Source organism: Maribacter luteocoastalis, from assembly GCF_048890225.1.
GTDB classification, from domain to species: Bacteria; Bacteroidota; Bacteroidia; order Flavobacteriales; family Flavobacteriaceae; genus Maribacter; species Maribacter luteocoastalis.
Genome location: NZ_JBMFZG010000003.1, coordinates 565,851 through 583,430, shown reverse-complemented (window position 1 = coordinate 583,430; position 17,580 = coordinate 565,851). Strand labels below are relative to the sequence as shown.

Below are 17,580 nucleotides of genomic sequence, written 5' to 3'. Positions count from 1 at the left end.
AAAAGCCGCTTGTGACTACAAGCGGCTCCCGTTAAATATCGTTAAAGTGCTTATTTACCGAATAAACCTCCCAGCAGTCCTCCAAGACCACCCTTCTTCTTGTTGCTTCCCATTACCATTCCGGCTACATCATCTAAAATACTGCCATCACCATCTGCATCCAACAATGTCGTGATCAAGCTTTGGTTCTGTTGTGGTTGACCTCCTAGCATACTTCCTAATAATGCGTTCATACCATTGGAATCATTAACTTTGCTTTGTGAGGTTTCCCTTCCCAAATACCCCATGACAATCGGGGCAGCAATTTTAAGGATTTGGGCAACCGATCCTGCATCTAATCCTGATTTTTGACTCAATGCATTTTCTACTTGAGGTTGTTTACCCCCAAATACATGGCCAAGAATACCAGCACCATCTTGAATTACAGAATCATCTACGCCCCCTTGAAACAAGCCCCCCAAATTATCTAATATGCTACCGTCATGTTTGTTAGATAACGCACTCATAAGGCCTTGTGCACCTTGTGGTGAGGAAACATTCTTTTTCATAGCACCTAGAAGTAGGGGCATTGCCATACTAAGTACATCAGCGGTTTTATTTTCAGGTTGGTTGGTTTGACCGGCAACCCCGCTAATTAATTGTTTGCCCATTGGGCTGTTTAATAAATCTAATAATCCTGCCATCTTATAGTTAATTTAATGTTAGGTCTGAAATTTACAAAAACCGATCCTAAAATTTGTTTGGATGTATTTATTTTAAAGCATTTATAACCTTTTCAGCTAATTCTAGGCCAATTCTATCCTGTGCTTCTTTGGTAGCTGCGCCAATATGGGGCGATAAGGAAATATTTGGGTGCATTAATATCCGAATTTCAGGATTAGGTTCTGATTCGAATACATCTAAACCTGCAAAGGACACCTTGCCATTTTCCAGTGCTTCGACCAAGGCAACTTCATCCAAAACTCCTCCTCGTGAGGCATTTATTATACCTACGCCATCTTTCATAGCATGAAAATCATCCTTGCCCATTACATATTTTTGTTGAGCAGGTACGTGAAGTGTAATAAAATCGGCCTGTTCTAAAACCTCTTGTTTAGTGGAGTTGTGAAGATTAAAAGTAATTTCTTGTCCATCATAAAAGGCAAGTTTAATCTCTGCTTTTTCAACTTCAGGGTCAAAATACACCACTTTCATACCAACACCAAGGGCAATTTTAGCAGTAGCCTCACCAATACGTCCCATTCCTATTATACCAAGTGTTTTACCCGATAGTTCTATTCCCTTGGCATAGGCTTTTTTAAGTTGTTTAAAATTGCTGTCCCCTTCTAAGGGCATTGTTCGGTTGGCATCGTATAAATAACGAACACCACCATACAAATGGGCAAAAACAAGTTCTGCTACAGATTCTGAGGAGGCGGCAGGTGTATTGAATACCTGCAAACCCTTTTCTTCAGCATAAGTAACATCTATATTGTCCATACCTACACCACCACGCCCAATTAATTTTAAGTGCGGACAAGCATCTATCAAAAACTTATCTACTTTAGTGGCACTACGCACCAGTAAACCTATAATATTATGTTTGTTGATGAAATTGGCCAATTGTTCTTGGGCAACTGTGGTTGTCAAAACTTCAAATCCATTTTTTTCAAGAATGGCTATACCGTTTGCGGATATACCATCATTGGCAAGTATCTTCATTAGTTATCCTTTTCTTTCCATTTCACTCATTACATCAACTAAAACACCAACGCTTTCCAGGGAAAGTGCATTGTACATACTTGCTCTATAACCACCTACAGATCTATGTCCGTTTAGACCGTTAATTCCAGCTTCTTGCAGCATGGCGTCAAAGGTTGGTTTTAGGGCTTGATCACTGAGGTTAAAAGTGGCATTCATAATTGATCGGTCATCCTTATTTGCATAACCTTCAAAAACAGGGTTTAAATCTATTTCTGAATAGAGCAGACTGGCTTTCTTTTCATTGACCTCTTCAATTGCCGAGATACCACCTAGATTTTTTAACCAATCTAGGGTTAACATAGATACATAAACAGCAAAAACTGATGGTGTGTTGTACATACTGTCTTTATCAATATGTATTTGATAGTTGAGCATTGAAGGAATTTTTCTGGATACTTTGCCTAAAATGTCCTCTTTTACAACTACCAATGTAGTTCCAGCCGGACCCATATTTTTTTGAGCACCGGCGTATATCAGATCAAACTGGCTAAAATCTAAGGTTCTTGAGAAAATATCAGAACTCATATCACAAACCAACGGTGCTTCTGTTACCGGAAATTTTTTAAATTGTGTACCATAAATGGTATTATTACTGGTAAGGTGAAGATAATCTAAACCTTTGGGCACTGAATAACCTTTAGGGATATAGTTGAAATTCTCATCTTTAGAAGATCCCACTTCAACAACTTCTCCGAACAATTTTGCCTCTTTAATAGCCTTATCACTCCATGTACCGGTATTTAAGTATCCGGCCTTAGTTTCTAATAAATTGTATGCTACCATTAAAAATTCAAGACTTGCACCGCCTTGTAAAAATAGTGCTTGGTAACCCTTTTCTTCTAAACCTAATAGTTCCAGTGCCAATGTTCGGGCCTTCTCCATTACATCCACAAAATCTTTACTTCTGTGAGAAATTTCAATTAACGAAAGGCCAGAACCATTGAAGTCCATGACGGCCTCAGATGCCTTTAACAATACTTCTTTTGGTAATATGCATGGTCCTGCGCTAAAATTGTGCTTTTTCATTATTTGTATAAAATTTAAAGTCAAAGGTCAGAAATTAATGATGATATTTCGTTATTGTCAATAGATAATTCTATGATGTTTTTAACAGGAATTCAACAGTATCCACGCCATCTGCATAATCCCATAAGGTTGGTTGCTGGGTCTTTCCAAAGGAAATTCCTTTGTCCATTATATCCCTTGTTACTACACATTGTATTTGTGCATGGTCTTTTTTTAATTTAGTTAAAAGAGAGGTCTTATCATTATAATATTCGTAAAATATAGTTGCAATGGGTGAACCATAGCCCTGATCTTCTTTTAACATTAAGAAACCATTATCCAAAAACTTAAATTCACTCATAAGGTAAACGGCCTTGTTGTAGTCATAATTGTTGGCGTATTTTGCCTGATTGACAATATCCTTAAAATCATAAATCGCATTAAAAAACATGTCAAAAACATAATCATTTGGCACAAACAATTTAGAAACACTTCTACAGCCAAGTCCATAATAGGTAAATATATCTATACCTAAGGCATGTAATTCTTCTAGACTCTCATTACCATCTAGAACAGCGACGGAATTTCTATTTTTTCGAATGATGTGAGGTTTTTTACCAAAGTAATATTCAAAATAGCGAGCAGTGTTATTGCTTCCCGTGGCAATCACCGCATCAAATTCTGGAAGCTTGGCATCTGTAAAATAAACCCTTTCCTTAAATTTCGGGTCTTGTTCAGAAAGGAAGTCTACCAAAAGGGGAATCAACAAAGTGTCATTGCTTGATAATTTTACAACCGCATTATTACCAGTGAGCAATACGGACAGTAAATCGTGAAAACCAACCAAAGGAATATTTCCTGCCATTATAATAGCTACGGTTTTGGTGTTACTTTTAGCTATATCATATTTGCATAACCAAGATGATAAACTTTCTATTGTTAGCGCTTTAGACCATTGTTTAAAAGCGTAAACAATATTTTCTTCTGTGAACCAACCATTGTAATGTTTGGCAGTTTGGACTACTCGTTGGAATTTTAAATTCCAGGAATTATCAGATAATTCGTTTAAATTACCTGAATTTGAATAATCACAAAATTTATTAAGGAAATTTCCAAGTTTAACAAAAGGATCAAGATCTTGCTTAAGCTGGCTCATTATATTTGTAAAAGGAAGTTTTAGGGTTTACCTTTGTGCAAAAATAAGGATACTCATTTAAAAATTTTGAAGAAATAAATTTGATGAAAATGAGTTATATTCCTGGATTAACATGTATATATAGATTATGGCAATTATAATAACAGATGAATGCATAAATTGTGGTGCTTGCGAGCCCGAGTGTCCTAACACTGCAATTTATGAAGGTGCGGATGAATGGCGATATAATGATGGTACTTCATTAAGCGGCAATGTTGTTCTACCTAATGGTAAAGAGGTAAATGCCGAGGAAGTACAGGAACCTATAAGTGATGAAGTGTATTATATTGTTCCGGATAAATGTACCGAGTGTATGGGTTTTCATGAAGAACCACAATGTGCCGCAGTATGCCCTGTGGATTGTTGTATACCGGATGAGGATCATGTAGAATCTGAAGAGGTACTACTTGCTAAGCAAAAGTTCATGCACCCAGAGGGGTAATTGTAAGAACTGAAGTCTATCATCTTTACGGCAATTTCTTTTAAAATTTTATTGATTACTATTCCTGTAACACCATTGATATCCTTTTTTTGGATTGTATTCTACAATATCTGTCTCTACAATAGTTGTATTAATACTTTGAATTATAACCAGCAATTGTCCGGTACTTAATCTTCCTGGCCCATGGTGGGATACCCTTGCGGCAAATGCAGGACCTAAGATATCTAAATCTATAGATACGTATAAAGGACCTTTTAACTTGGGCATCTTCCTTAATTCAAAACCTTTACATTGTATAATGATTACCCTGTATTTATCAGCTTGTTCTTGTTGATAAGATGTTAGTGTCCTTATACCTACTTGGACAAGTTTTTTGCCAAATTGTTTTCCATTATTCTGGAAAAAGGACAGGCATGTGAATAGGGGTCCCTTCAAATTCTTGATACAAATCAGAATGTGCATCAATATGCAGATTAAACAAATTATTGTATTTTGAACGCATGGCATAAATTATGGGATACGTAATAGAATGGTCACCTCCCAAAGTAATGATGGTTTTATCCTTTTTTAGATTCTCAATAGTGATTTCTGTAATATCCAAATAATTGTCTATTTTAAAATCACCTTTGTCATCGAGCATATTTGGTGTAACCTCCATACCATTTTCTGAAAAAAAATTGAAGAATTACTTTGATAACTTTCCTTTGCTAATGATGGCGCTAATTAAAGCCCTTCTTTTTAGAAAAGAAGATTTATCGTCAAATGAAACTCCCCGTAGTATTATTTTCTTTCCCATAGCAAAAAAAAGCTGCCTTAACTTAGGCAGCTTTAAGATAATTTAAAAGTTAATTTTAAGACAATGTCTTAAAATTTATAGTTTAATGATAAGTTGAACATTGTTCCCAATTGGCTAAAATGGTAGCCATCATATGTCATTTGAGAATAACGTTGGTTAAATGTAATCAAGTTAGATTGATTTAAAGTCTGAGCAGGGTCGGCCAAGATAGCATCACCAGCAGCATTCTTGGATTTAAAACTCCACTCAGGTAAAACATTCAAAATGTTATTGATGTTCAATGCAATCGTAAATTTATCGGTAGCATTGAAGTTAACACCTAAATCAGTAACAATCTTAGGTGTGAATTCTGTAAATAAGTCAGCACTTAGGCCCTGTTGTTGAAATGTAGTTTTACCAAAGAAGGTATTATTCAATGATAAACCGAATTTATTGATGTTGTAATTAGCACCCAGTATCCATTTTGTAACAGGCCTAGAAGTGAAAAACAAGGCTTCTTGTGTTTCATTAACTACGGACTGTCCAGAATTTGCAACTAAAGGAACATCCTTAACAGCTCCATCTCTTTTATTCTGGATGGTATAATTTCCGGATAAGTTCAAATCCAACTCACCTTCTCCAATAATGATATTCTTATACGCCAATACCACATCTATACCAGAGGTTTTGGTGTCAATCGCATTAGAAAAGAAACTAACATCACTTAAATTATTATTGGCTAACAAAATATCCAAGGGATTTGTGGCATCTCCACTTGGACCTATTTCAGACCCTAAAACAATCCTATCCTTTACAGCAATATTATAATAATCTAAGGTATAACTAAAATTATTTGCGATTTTACCTCCAAAACCAACTGTAAAGTTTGTGGAAGTCTCAGCATCTAATGATTCTATACCTAAAAGTTTCGCTTGTGTCGAGACATTGTTTATTAAACCACCAACCTGAATCCCTTGACCGGGGACAAAGCTATATTGTGCTTTTTGTGTATAAATTTGGTGCAGGGTAGGGGCCCTAAATCCAGAAGAAATAGACCCTCTTAAGGTAAATTCGTCACTTACTTTGTAACGAGAGCTAAATTTGTAAACAAAAGCATTACCAAAATCTGAATAATTTTCTGTTCTTATGGTACCGCTTAAAAGGAAAGCATCGGTTACATCATAATCCAAACTAAAATACCCTCCAATATTATAACGGTTGAATTTACCGGAATTTTGAGGAGAAGCACCTGCAAATGAATCGGCACCACCTCCATCATAAGAAGCTAGCTCTCCTTCTATCACTTCAAAAGTCTCTGTTCTAAACTCTGCACCAATACCAATACTTACCTTATCAGACAAAATTCTAGAAATATCTATATTTCCTACATTGTGGGAAAACTTAGTTCCTCCCGGATCAAATGATTGCTGACTATTTTCCCTATACAATTGAGAACCTTCGGTAACCTCACCATCATCAATTGAACCGTTACCGTTAGTATCAACCCATGTTGATGGGGAATAAACGACATTACGGTTATGAGAGTTATTAACTTTATAGGTTTGAAGGTTACCACCCGTTGTAAAACTAGCATCAATATTCCAATCGTTGATAGTTGATTTGAAACCTACCGTACCATTATAATCACTTAATAATCCTTCAAAAGTTGGAACATAACCATCATATCCACCAGCAGTATTTGGATTATTGCCTGGAAAAAAGTCCGCTAAATAAGGGAAGTCATCAACGGTCCTCCAATAAGGAGTCCTATAGTTGGCAAAACTGTTTACAGATTTATAAACATATGCGGCATTTGCATAAAGTGAAGAATTCTCACTTAAATCATATCCAAAGTTAACAGAAAATTTGGCCGCTGCTGTTTCTGGGGAACCATTAATGTTACCAGCATCGGGTCTTCTAGATAAAAATTCTTGTACATCAGCAATATCGGCGCCAAAATCACCAGCTTCACCAGCAGCGTTAACGGTACCTGGTCTATTAGCTAAATTAACCTTAGAAAAGTCCACGGTATAATTTACAAAACCTTTATCATCGCCAATCTCTGATCCATTATTGATTGCAACGCCAAACATTTCGCCGTCACCTTCAGAAGTAATTCCAGTTCTAATTGTTGCCGATCCATCATTTGGAGAATCTTTTAATATGATATTCATAACACCTGCAATGGCATCGGAGCCATATTGGGCAGAAGCACCATCACGAAGAATTTCAACTCTTTTTATGGCATCCGTTGGTATGGCAGATATGTCAGCACCCGTCTCACCACGACCTGGTGATGTTTGTGTATATAATAGCGCACTTAAGTTCTTCCGTTTTCCATTGATCAATATCAATGTCCTACTTGGCCCCATATTTCTAATTTCATATGGATCCAACAAAGATGTTGCATCGTTCACGGGTGTTTGTACCGTGTTAAAAGATGGTATTCTATACTGTAAGGCTTTGTCAAAAGTAACTTGTCCCGTTGAAGTCAACTCTTTAACACCAACAACATCTACCGGTAATGGTGTATCTGTATTACTTCTTGGAGCGGTCCTAGAACCAACAACAATAAACTCATCTAACTTAACACCTTCACTTAATTGTACGTTCACCACAGCTTGTCCGGCTACTGCCTTTTCAACTGTAGAAAAACCAATATAACTATATACTAAAACTGCATTATCTGAAACGTCTATAGAATAATTACCATCAAAATCGGTAGTAGTACCGTTCGGGGTACCTTTCTCAACAATATTTACACCTGCCAATGGTGCTCCATTATCATCTGTTATCTTACCGGTAACTGAATTCTGCAATATAGTAAGGTCTATTTCGGTATTAAAGCCCAAATTTTCAAGATTGAGTTTACTTATTTTAACTTTCTCGGCCTTTTTGTGGTACACTACGTAGTATTTATTTCCCAAATACTCAAAATCAAAACTTGTCTTGTTTTCAAGTTTATTAATGATCTTGTTAAGTTTGGTGTACCTATATTCTTCTGGGTTGAGATGAGCTCCAGAAATTAAACTTGGGTTATAGGTGAAATAAACTTCATGTTTTTTACTCACATCGTCTAAAAAATCTGAAAGTGAAACACTTTTTTCCAATGTGGACACATCGGATTTGTTCGATGCCTGAATAGGAAGTGACCCAAAAATTAGGGACGCCAACATCAGCATGTTTGTAATAGTTGTTTTCATCATAATGATTTGAATTTGAGTTAGTCTTTAAAAATTAATAGTCTATTGTCCTTTAAAACAATTCTAGTTCCTGTCGATTTTTCAATTGCTGACAAACAAATTTTGAGATTTTGATTTGGGATACCTCCCGATAGTTTTTCGTCTTTTAATTCTTCATCAATGAATTCTGTCTCTAAACCATAGGCATGTTCAACATTTTTCATGACTTCATATACCGTGGTATTATTGAAAATATAGGTACCTTCCCTCCAGAGTGAATAGGAAAGTTCTTGACTCACTTTTTCATGGGTAACCGCCTTGTTCCCTATAGAGTATGATACCAATTCGCCAGGCACCATTGTTCTTGTAGCTCCGTTCCCTAACATTAATTCTATAGAACCCTCGTCTAGAAGAACATCCGTTTTATCATCTCTCGTATTTACATGAAATTGTGTTCCATAAACCTCTACTTTTAAATCCTTCGTGTTTACCCAAAATTTAGTATTGGTAGATGGTATGGATTTAACCTTAAAGTATGCTTCCCCGGATAAGTTAATTTTTCGAGCATCTGTTTTTTTATATGAAATTTCCGAGTTGCCATTTAGTACTACGGAGGTGCCGTCTGGTAATTTCAAATCTATGATTTCTCCATATACCGTTTTATGAACAACCGTAGTATCGTTCTTTATTAGCTTAAAAGTAATACCCGTTACCAAAACAAGAACAAAGGCTATCGCTAGACTAGCAATTCTAAATGGTTTGTTCTTTACTCTTTTTAAGCTTTTAGATGTTGGATCGATTTTTGAAATAACCTCTTTTAACTCTCCATTGACCTTACTTTCCGTAGGATTGTGCTTTTTAAATTTTATCCCTAGCACTATTGATTTGGCATTATAAACCGTATGAATTTTTTCTGGATGTTTTTCAATCCATTCATTCCAAAATGAAACGTCATTTTGATTATTGTTTTTAGCCCAATTAATAAATGATGCATCTGAAGTCAAAATTTCTAATAGGGAAAGGTCTTTTTTGCTCATAGGAATGGTCTTCTTTAATAAAGAGACCACTTATAAGGTATTATACCCTATAATTTTAGTTTATTTTAAAAATTGCTGAAATTTTTTGGTCCTCTACCTTGCTTCTAAGCTTTGTAAAGGCCTTTTGAAGCAAGTTCAAAACACTTTGGTATGATATATCCATAACTTCAGAAATCTCGTTAGTTGTTAGATTACTGTAATATTTAAGATAAATAACTTCACGCTGTCTAACAGATAATGCGTTTAAGAGAGATGCAAGTGTTTCATTTTTAAGTTTAACTACCTCTTGGTCAATTGCAAGTTCCACTGTGGAGAAGCCAAAAATTTCATTTGTTTCAAAAATTTGATCATATGAAGTATAACGACGCTCTTTTTTAATAAACTTTAATAGTGCCCTTCTAAATGAAATAAACAAATATGATTTCACATTGTTTATTGTACCTAAATTTTCTCGTGAATTATATAAGTATACAAAGAAACTTTGGAGGCAATCCTCTGTAATCATTTGATCCGAAGTTATTTTTATTCCATAATTGTGCAATTCGGAATAGTATGTTTTGAATAAAGAAGAAAAAGCATTTATTTCACCTTCAATAAACAATTGCCACAAAAGCTTTTCATTTATAGTGCTCATTTTCATGAAATAGAAAAACGTAATATATGTAAAACTTATTAAAAGTATTTTAAATAATGAATTTTTTTTACTAAAATGGAGTTTTTATTGATTTTTATGTAAAAAAAATTAAAAATATGCTAAAATAAAATCATATGCATGCATAATTTTTTGTAAGATATCAATCCAACAGCAATTCCATTAAAAATACTTTCTACCAATACCATTTCAAAAAGTTATCTTTGCGCACTATTTTAATAGACCTAAAAAAATTAAACCTTTTTAATTACAGTTTACAAGATGAAAGCAGGTATCGTAGGATTGCCAAATGTTGGAAAATCGACCCTTTTTAATTGTTTGTCCAATGCCAAAGCACAGAGTGCCAACTTTCCTTTTTGCACTATAGAACCCAATATTGGAGTTGTGAACGTACCCGATACTAGATTGGAAAAATTGGAGGAATTGGTGAATCCAGAAAGAGTTTTGCCAGCTACAGTTGAGATTGTAGACATTGCAGGTTTGGTAAAGGGTGCCAGTAAAGGTGAAGGTTTAGGGAACCAGTTTTTGGGTAACATTAGGGAGACAGATGCTATTTTACATGTCTTACGTTGTTTTGACAATGACAATATTGTTCATGTAGATGGTAGTGTGGATCCAATACGGGACAAAGAGACCATAGATATGGAGTTGCAGCTAAAAGATTTGGAAACCGTTGAGAAAAAGTTGGATAAAGTAAAAAGAGCTGCGAAAACAGGCAATAAAGAAGCCCAGAAAGAGGAAGCCGTGCTACAAGCCATAAAAAATGGACTAGAATCAGGAACTTCTGTTAGAGCTATTGAGATATCTAAGGAAGACAGGGCCGAGTTTGTTAAACCCTTACAATTTATTACTGACAAACCAGTATTGTATGTTTGTAATGTTGATGAAGGTGCCGCTGTAAATGGCAACGAATATGTAGAAAAAGTGAAAACCTCTGTTGCCAATGAAAATGCGGAGGTTATCGTTTTGGCAGTGGGAACTGAAGCTGATATCACTGAGTTGGAAACTTACGAGGAACGACAAATGTTTCTAGAGGATTTGGGTTTAAAAGAGCCAGGTTCTGCTAAATTAATCCGTGGGGCATACAAACTTTTAGACCTAGAAACTTACTTTACGGCTGGGGTAAAGGAGGTTAGGGCCTGGACTATTCCTGTAGGTGCTACTGCACCCCAAGCCGCAGGGGTAATACATACCGATTTTGAAAAAGGCTTTATACGTGCAGAGGTTATTGCTTATGACGATTATGTTAATTTTGGTAGTGAGGCAAAAGTAAAGGAAGCTGGTAAAATGCGTGTTGAAGGAAAGGAGTATATTGTAAAAGATGGCGATGTCATGCACTTTAGATTTAATGTTTAGACCGTAATATATCAACAATAGTCACAATTCTATTGTTAATTACTTTACAGTTTAGGGGTTTTTTCTTTTTGCGAGTCATGCTATCTTTAACATCACTTTCAAAAATTTTAGTTAAATGTCCCAAGAATCCCAATATACAGAAGACAATATACGATCGCTTGATTGGAAGGAGCATATCCGATTGCGACCTGGTATGTATATTGGCAAACTGGGTGATGGTTCATCTGCAGATGACGGAATCTATATTCTTTTAAAAGAAGTTATAGATAACTGTATAGATGAATTTGTAATGGGCTCTGGGAAGACTATAGAAATCACTATAAAGGATAAGATTGTAAAAGTCCGTGATTATGGTCGCGGTATTCCACTGGGTAAAGTTGTGGATGTTGTGTCCAAAATGAATACCGGGGGTAAATATGACAGTAGGGCATTTAAAAAATCTGTAGGGCTAAATGGTGTAGGTACCAAAGCCGTAAATGCGCTTTCCAGTTTTTTTGAAGTACAATCATCTCGAGAAAATCAAGTTAAAACCGCTCAATTTAGTTTTGGTAATTTAGATCAGGAAGAGGGGCCTGTAGAAACTTCTAAAAGGAAAGGCACCAAGGTAACCTTTATACCAGATGAAAGCATATTCAAGAATTATAAATACCGTAACGAGTATGTGGAGCGCATGCTTAGAAATTATGTGTATTTAAATCCTGGGCTTACCATAGTTTTTAATGGAGAAAAATTTCATTCTGAAAATGGTTTAAAGGATTTGCTAGAGGATAATAACAATGTTGAGGATATGCTCTATCCTGTTATCCATTTAAAAGGAGACGATATTGAAATTGCCATTACACATAGTAAAACCCAATACAGTGAGGAGTATCATTCTTTTGTAAACGGGCAGCATACTACCCAAGGAGGTACCCACCAAGCTGCTTTTAGGGAGGCCATTGTAAAAACTATAAGGGATTTTTATGGTAAAAATTATGAGGCTACCGATATAAGAAAATCCATCATCTCGGCCATTTCCATAAAGGTAATGGAACCTGTTTTTGAAAGTCAGACCAAAACCAAGCTAGGTTCTACAGATATGGGAGGTGAATTTCCTACTGTACGTACTTATATCAACGATTTTGTAGGTAAATATTTAGATAATTACCTACATAAGAACCAAGATACCGCAGATAAGTTACAGCGAAAGATCATGATGGCGGAGAAAGAACGAAAGGAACTCTCCGGTATAAGAAAATTAGCTCGTGATCGAGCCAAAAAAGCAAGTCTGCACAACAAAAAACTTAGGGACTGCAGGGTGCATCTTGGCGATATGAAAAAAGAAAATCGTTTGGACAGTACTTTGTTTATTACCGAGGGGGACTCTGCATCGGGCTCAATAACCAAATCCAGGGATGTAAACACCCAAGCAGTATTTAGCCTTCGTGGCAAGCCGCTAAATTCCTACGGTATGTCAAAAAAAATAGTTTACGAGAACGAGGAATTTAACTTACTACAGGCTGCCCTTAACATTGAGGAATCAATGGAGGATTTGAGGTATAACAATATAGTAATTGCCACTGATGCTGATGTTGATGGCATGCATATTCGATTATTGTTAATTACTTTCTTTTTACAGTTTTTTCCTGAACTAATTAAAGAGAACCATTTATATATTTTGCAAACGCCTTTGTTTAGGGTTCGTAATAAAAAGGAAACAATTTACTGCTATAGTGATGAAGAAAGGCAAATGGCCATTAATAAATTATCCGGCAAGCCTGAAATCACAAGATTTAAAGGATTAGGTGAGATTTCACCAGATGAATTTCAACACTTTATAGGAGACGATATAAGGCTAGAGCCTGTAATGTTAGACAAGGCAATGTCCATTGAGGAATTATTAAGTTTTTATATGGGTAAAAACACACCTGACCGGCAAGAATTTATCATTGAAAACCTTAAGGTAGAAGTTGATTTAATAGAAGAAAAATAATTACAAACCAAATAAATTCTATTGCTTCTGAATGGAAGAAAATGACGAACTGAACGAGGAACAGAACGAAAACCAATTTGCAGATGATGCGGTCATCCAAGACGGATCGGAAGCCCTGACAAGGGTTACGGGAATGTATAAGGATTGGTTTTTAGATTACGCTTCGTATGTAATTCTAGAGCGAGCAGTGCCGGCCATTGAAGATGGTTTTAAACCGGTACAGCGAAGAATAATGCATTCCTTAAAGGAATTAGATGATGGCCGCTACAATAAGGTTGCCAATGTTGTTGGGCATACCATGCAGTACCATCCCCATGGAGATGCCAGTATCGCAGATGCGATGGTCCAAATAGGACAAAAAGATCTACTGATTGATACCCAGGGAAACTGGGGAAATATTTTAACAGGAGATAGGGCTGCTGCTTCCAGATATATTGAGGCGCGTCTTTCTAAGTTTGCCTTGGAAGTGGTTTTTAGCCCCAAAATCACGGAATGGCAACAGTCATATGACGGTCGTAAAAAAGAACCGGTTAACCTTCCTGTAAAATTCCCGCTTCTACTGGCACAGGGTGCAGAGGGAATTGCGGTAGGCTTGTCTACCAAAATTTTACCTCATAATTTCATTGAGCTTATCGATGCCTCTATTAAACATTTAAAAGGGCAACGTTTCCAGCTTTATCCAGATTTTCCTACCTCAGGGATAATAGATATTACCAATTATAATGATGGTCTTCGCGGTGGTAAAGTTCGTGTGCGTGCAAAAATATCACAACAAGATAAGAATACACTGGTTATCAATGAGATACCATACGGCACTAACACCTCTTCTTTAATTGATTCTATCCTTAAGGCAAATGATAAAGGCAAGATAAAAATTAAAAAAATTGAGGATAATACAGCTGCAGATGTAGAAATTCTGATACACCTGCCTTCGGGTATATCACCTGATAAAACTATAGATGCATTGTACGCATTTACCGCCTGTGAATCATCTATATCTCCATTGGGTTGTATTATTGAGGATAATAAACCCTTGTTTATTGGGGTTACGGAAATGCTTAAACGCTCCACAGAAGCTACTGTAGATTTGCTAAAGCAAGAGTTGGAAATCCAATTATCTGAACTAGAGGAACAATGGCATTTTGCTTCCTTGGAGCGTATTTTTATTGAAAATAGAATATATCGTGACATTGAGGAAGAAGAAACATGGGAGGGAGTCATTAGTGCAATTGATAAAGGCTTAAAACCATATGTGACCCACTTAAGACGAGCTGTGACCGAGGAAGATATCGTCCGACTTACAGAAATAAGAATTAAGCGCATATCAAAATTTGATTTAGACAAAGCGCAACAGTATTTAGATTCTTTAGAGGAAAAAATAGCTCAAGTAAAACATCATTTGGAGCATTTGGTAGATTTTGCCATAGATTATTTCAAAAACTTGAAGTCTACCTATGGTAAAGACCGTGAGCGTAAATCCGAAATAAGGGTGTTTGATGATATAGAAGCTACTAAAGTGGCCATTCGAAATACCAAGCTGTATGTGAACCGAGAGGAGGGTTTTATAGGCACTTCCTTAAAAAGGGACGAGTACGTCGCAGATTGTAGTGATATAGATGATATTATTGTATTTACCAAAGATGGTAAAATGCAGATTACCAAAGTAGATGCAAAAACATTTATAGGTAAGGATATCTTACATGTTGCCGTATTCAAGAAAAAGGACAAAAGAACAACATACAACTTAATATATAAGGATGGTAAAGGTGGTGCTACTTATGTAAAGCGCTTCAATGTAACTTCCATAACTAGGGACAAACCATATGATTTAACCGCAGGAAGCCCAAATTCGCAAGTGTTATATTTTTCAGCGAACCCCAATGGCGAGGCAGAAGTAGTCACGGTAAATCTAAGACAGGCCGGCAGCATTAAAAAGCTCAAATGGGATATCGATTTTGCCGATGTCTTGATTAAGGGAAGGAACTCTAAAGGTAATATCGTTACAAAATATGCTGTAAAACGCATTGAGCTTAAAGAAAAGGGAGTATCCACTTTAAAACCCAGGAAAATTTGGTTTGATGATGTTGTTAGACGACTAAATGTAGATGGTAGGGGAGAGTTGATAGGGGAGTTTAGAGGAGATGATCTATTATTGATTATCACGCAAAAGGGAATTGTAAAAACTATTTCGCCTGTACTAACATCCCATTTTGAAGATGATATGATTGTTCTGGAGAAATGGAATCCAAATAAACCCATATCGGCAATTTATTGGGAAGGTGAGAAGCAACGTTATTATGTGAAGCGTTTTCTCATTGAGAACGAAAACAAAGAGGAATTATTTATTTCTGAACATCCAAAATCATTTTTGGAGTTGGTTTCAACAGATTGGAGACCCATGGTGGAAGTCGAATTCCCAAAACCGAGAGGTAAAGACGCTAAAGAGAGCATAAGTATTGATATTGAGGATTTTATAGCAATTAAAGGTATTAAAGCTTTAGGTAATCAGTTTATAACCGAGAAGGTAAAGAACATTAATTTACTAGATCCGTTGCCTTATGTAGAGCCTAAATCGGATATCGCAGAGGATATAGAGGTTATAGATGAAGAAAATGTAGTAGCTGACAAGGAAACGCCAATAAACAATAATAATTCTAAACTTTCAACAGACGAAGGTGAAGAAGGTCAAACTACATTATTTTAAATAACTCGATGAAAAAACTTTTTCAGGAATTTAAAAATTTTGCGGTTAAAGGGAATATGATAGATATGGCCATTGGTATCATCATAGGAACCGCATTTAACAATGTAGTAAATACCCTGGTTAAAAAGGTAGTGATGCCACCTCTTTCCTTATTAACGGATGATGTTAATCTTTCAAATAAAAAATGGGTACTCAGGGCCGGTAGTGATGAAATGGAGGAGATTTATATTGGTTACGGGGAGTTTTTAGAAGTTATAATAGATTTTGGAATTATAGCATTTACCATTTTTATGGTTTTGAAATTTATTAAACGTTTTAAAGACAAAGCGGAAGACCCTGATAATTCTGAAGTAGAAACTCCAAAAAATATAGAACTGTTATCCAAAATGGAAAGATTGTTACAAGAACAAAATGAAATTTTAAAGCAAAAAAGTCATTAGTATTTTGTTTAGCTAATGTTTAAGTAATCATAAATATAATACAGCTAAAAGTTAAACATGTTATTTAATAGTGGCATTTATAGCTATATTTGGTCGAAATTGAATTAAAATAATGGATTTAACAAACCCCCTCATTTATGGAGTTCCCTGCTTCATTGCCTTCATTTTATTAGAAATTACATATAGCTACACTCACGGTGATAAAGATTTATACGTTTGGAAAGACCTTATGGCCAGTGGGGCTATGGGAATAGGATCTGCAATATTAGGTCCGTTGCTAAAGGTTACCGTGCTAATAGTGGTGTTTAACTTCACCTATGAACTTTTTAATCCACTAGTAGACGGAGTACGAACCAATATCATGGGTTATGAATCCTTTGGTTATGCTTGGTACATATTTTTACTTTGTCAATTGGCCGATGATTTTACATATTATTGGTTCCATAGGGCAAATCATGAAATTAGGGTGTTATGGGCCGCACATATAGTGCATCATTCTTCTGATCACTATAATTTAGGCACTGCCATTAGAAACGGATGGTTTACATTGTTGTACAAACCGTTTTTTTATATGTGGATGCCCGCGGTGGGCTTTCCTGTAGAGGTGGTTATTTTTGCGCTGGCCATAGAATCTTTTTGGCAATTTCAGTTGCATTCCCAGTATGTTCCAAAAATGGGATGGATAGAGAAAATCTTCAACACACATACCATGCATCAGGTGCATCATTCGCAGAATGTTCAATATTTAGATAAAAACCACGGAGGATTCTTGAATATGTTTGATAAAATATTTGGCACTTGGAAAGAGCTAGATGATGATGTGGAAGTTAAGTTTGGGGTTATACACGCTCCACAATCCTATAATCCACTTGTAATACTTACACACGAATTCAAGGATATTTGGGCAGATGTTAAAAAGGTGGACAAACTATCACACAAACTGATGTATATATTTGGCCCACCTGGATGGAGTCATGATGGTAGCACCATGACGGTTAAACAACAACAGCGGTTGTTTAAGCAACAGAAACAAGCTAATCCTGAAGTTTCTTTTAGTAGGCCAAATTAAACATCTAG

The 17,580-nt window shown here is 35.9% G+C and carries 15 protein-coding genes; 6 read left to right on the top strand and 9 right to left on the bottom strand.

What is annotated here, in order from left to right; translation table 11 throughout:
- Positions 1-50 precede the first annotated feature (50 nt).
- The 4 genes from ACOCEA_RS09865 to ACOCEA_RS09850 form a co-directional block, all read right to left on the bottom strand.
- Positions 51-683 carry a DUF937 domain-containing protein gene (locus tag ACOCEA_RS09865; protein WP_420756065.1) on the bottom strand — a complete coding sequence of 211 codons (633 nt, stop codon included), beginning with the start codon at positions 681-683 and terminating at the stop codon, positions 51-53.
- A gap of 67 nt (positions 684-750) precedes the next feature.
- Positions 751-1,701, bottom strand: coding sequence for a D-2-hydroxyacid dehydrogenase (locus ACOCEA_RS09860; protein ID WP_420756064.1), 951 nt, complete (start codon positions 1,699-1,701; stop codon positions 751-753).
- Positions 1,702-1,704: 3 nt separating this feature from the next.
- Positions 1,705-2,769 (bottom strand): 3-phosphoserine/phosphohydroxythreonine transaminase, encoded by a 1,065-nt coding sequence (gene serC / locus ACOCEA_RS09855; protein ID WP_420756063.1) that lies wholly within the window; start codon positions 2,767-2,769, stop codon positions 1,705-1,707.
- Between the two features lie 70 nt (positions 2,770-2,839).
- Positions 2,840-3,904: an acyl-CoA reductase gene (locus ACOCEA_RS09850; RefSeq protein WP_420756062.1), complete on the bottom strand. Its 1,065-nt coding sequence runs from the start codon at positions 3,902-3,904 to the stop codon at positions 2,840-2,842.
- Between the two features lie 127 nt (positions 3,905-4,031).
- Between ACOCEA_RS09850 and ACOCEA_RS09845 the strand changes: the two genes are divergently transcribed.
- Positions 4,032-4,385 carry a 4Fe-4S dicluster domain-containing protein gene (locus ACOCEA_RS09845; protein WP_420756061.1) on the top strand — a complete coding sequence of 118 codons (354 nt, stop codon included), beginning with the start codon at positions 4,032-4,034 and terminating at the stop codon, positions 4,383-4,385.
- Positions 4,386-4,433: 48 nt separating this feature from the next.
- Here the strand turns inward: ACOCEA_RS09845 and ACOCEA_RS09840 are convergent, their stop codons facing one another.
- The 5 genes from ACOCEA_RS09840 to ACOCEA_RS09820 form a co-directional block, all read right to left on the bottom strand.
- A complete protein-coding gene (locus ACOCEA_RS09840; protein ID WP_420756060.1) occupies positions 4,434-4,847 on the bottom strand; it encodes an arginase family protein in 414 nt (137 codons plus the stop codon).
- Positions 4,777-5,043, bottom strand: coding sequence for an arginase family protein (locus ACOCEA_RS09835; RefSeq protein WP_420756059.1), 267 nt, complete (start codon positions 5,041-5,043; stop codon positions 4,777-4,779). Before ACOCEA_RS09835 ends, ACOCEA_RS09840 begins: the two co-directional genes overlap by 71 nt.
- A 206-nt stretch (positions 5,044-5,249) precedes the next feature.
- Positions 5,250-8,366, bottom strand: coding sequence for a TonB-dependent receptor (locus ACOCEA_RS09830; RefSeq protein WP_420756058.1), 3,117 nt, complete (start codon positions 8,364-8,366; stop codon positions 5,250-5,252).
- A 17-nt stretch (positions 8,367-8,383) separates the two neighbouring features.
- The gene (locus ACOCEA_RS09825) at positions 8,384-9,379 is read right to left on the bottom strand and encodes a FecR family protein (protein WP_420756057.1); all 996 of its coding nucleotides are present in this window, start codon (positions 9,377-9,379) and stop codon (positions 8,384-8,386) included.
- A 55-nt stretch (positions 9,380-9,434) separates the two neighbouring features.
- Positions 9,435-10,013, bottom strand: coding sequence for an RNA polymerase sigma factor (locus ACOCEA_RS09820; protein WP_420756056.1), 579 nt, complete (start codon positions 10,011-10,013; stop codon positions 9,435-9,437).
- Between the two features lie 279 nt (positions 10,014-10,292).
- Between ACOCEA_RS09820 and ychF the strand changes: the two genes are divergently transcribed.
- From ychF to ACOCEA_RS09795, 5 genes are all read left to right on the top strand, one after another.
- On the top strand, positions 10,293-11,387 hold the full coding sequence (gene ychF / locus ACOCEA_RS09815; protein WP_420756055.1) for a redox-regulated ATPase YchF: 1,095 nt from the start codon (positions 10,293-10,295) through the stop codon (positions 11,385-11,387).
- Between the two features lie 115 nt (positions 11,388-11,502).
- Positions 11,503-13,359, top strand: coding sequence for a DNA topoisomerase IV subunit B (locus ACOCEA_RS09810; protein WP_420756054.1), 1,857 nt, complete (start codon positions 11,503-11,505; stop codon positions 13,357-13,359).
- 31 nt (positions 13,360-13,390) lie between these two features.
- Positions 13,391-16,063, top strand: coding sequence for a DNA gyrase/topoisomerase IV subunit A (locus ACOCEA_RS09805; RefSeq protein WP_420756053.1), 2,673 nt, complete (start codon positions 13,391-13,393; stop codon positions 16,061-16,063).
- An 8-nt stretch (positions 16,064-16,071) separates the two neighbouring features.
- Positions 16,072-16,503 (top strand): large-conductance mechanosensitive channel protein MscL, encoded by a 432-nt coding sequence (mscL, locus tag ACOCEA_RS09800; protein WP_420756052.1) that lies wholly within the window; start codon positions 16,072-16,074, stop codon positions 16,501-16,503.
- Between the two features lie 112 nt (positions 16,504-16,615).
- Positions 16,616-17,572, top strand: a complete 957-nt coding sequence (locus ACOCEA_RS09795) for a sterol desaturase family protein (RefSeq protein ID WP_420756051.1) — start codon at positions 16,616-16,618, stop codon at positions 17,570-17,572.
- Positions 17,573-17,580 lie beyond the last annotated feature (8 nt).

What these genes read in the sequence shown, in the direction of transcription:
- ACOCEA_RS09865 (WP_420756065.1), bottom strand. Translation starts at nt 683, where the DNA reads ATGGCAGGATTATTAGATTTATTAAACAGCCCAATGGGCAAACAATTA.
- ACOCEA_RS09860 (WP_420756064.1), bottom strand. Translation starts at nt 1,701, where the DNA reads ATGAAGATACTTGCCAATGATGGTATATCCGCAAACGGTATAGCCATT.
- serC (WP_420756063.1), bottom strand. Translation starts at nt 2,769, where the DNA reads ATGAAAAAGCACAATTTTAGCGCAGGACCATGCATATTACCAAAAGAA.
- ACOCEA_RS09850 (WP_420756062.1), bottom strand. Translation starts at nt 3,904, where the DNA reads ATGAGCCAGCTTAAGCAAGATCTTGATCCTTTTGTTAAACTTGGAAAT.
- ACOCEA_RS09845 (WP_420756061.1), top strand. Translation starts at nt 4,032, where the DNA reads ATGGCAATTATAATAACAGATGAATGCATAAATTGTGGTGCTTGCGAG.
- ACOCEA_RS09840 (WP_420756060.1), bottom strand. Translation starts at nt 4,847, where the DNA reads ATGCACATTCTGATTTGTATCAAGAATTTGAAGGGACCCCTATTCACA.
- ACOCEA_RS09835 (WP_420756059.1), bottom strand. Translation starts at nt 5,043, where the DNA reads ATGGAGGTTACACCAAATATGCTCGATGACAAAGGTGATTTTAAAATA.
- ACOCEA_RS09830 (WP_420756058.1), bottom strand. Translation starts at nt 8,366, where the DNA reads ATGATGAAAACAACTATTACAAACATGCTGATGTTGGCGTCCCTAATT.
- ACOCEA_RS09825 (WP_420756057.1), bottom strand. Translation starts at nt 9,379, where the DNA reads ATGAGCAAAAAAGACCTTTCCCTATTAGAAATTTTGACTTCAGATGCA.
- ACOCEA_RS09820 (WP_420756056.1), bottom strand. Translation starts at nt 10,013, where the DNA reads ATGAGCACTATAAATGAAAAGCTTTTGTGGCAATTGTTTATTGAAGGT.
- ychF (WP_420756055.1), top strand. Translation starts at nt 10,293, where the DNA reads ATGAAAGCAGGTATCGTAGGATTGCCAAATGTTGGAAAATCGACCCTT.
- ACOCEA_RS09810 (WP_420756054.1), top strand. Translation starts at nt 11,503, where the DNA reads ATGTCCCAAGAATCCCAATATACAGAAGACAATATACGATCGCTTGAT.
- ACOCEA_RS09805 (WP_420756053.1), top strand. Translation starts at nt 13,391, where the DNA reads ATGGAAGAAAATGACGAACTGAACGAGGAACAGAACGAAAACCAATTT.
- mscL (WP_420756052.1), top strand. Translation starts at nt 16,072, where the DNA reads ATGAAAAAACTTTTTCAGGAATTTAAAAATTTTGCGGTTAAAGGGAAT.
- ACOCEA_RS09795 (WP_420756051.1), top strand. Translation starts at nt 16,616, where the DNA reads ATGGATTTAACAAACCCCCTCATTTATGGAGTTCCCTGCTTCATTGCC.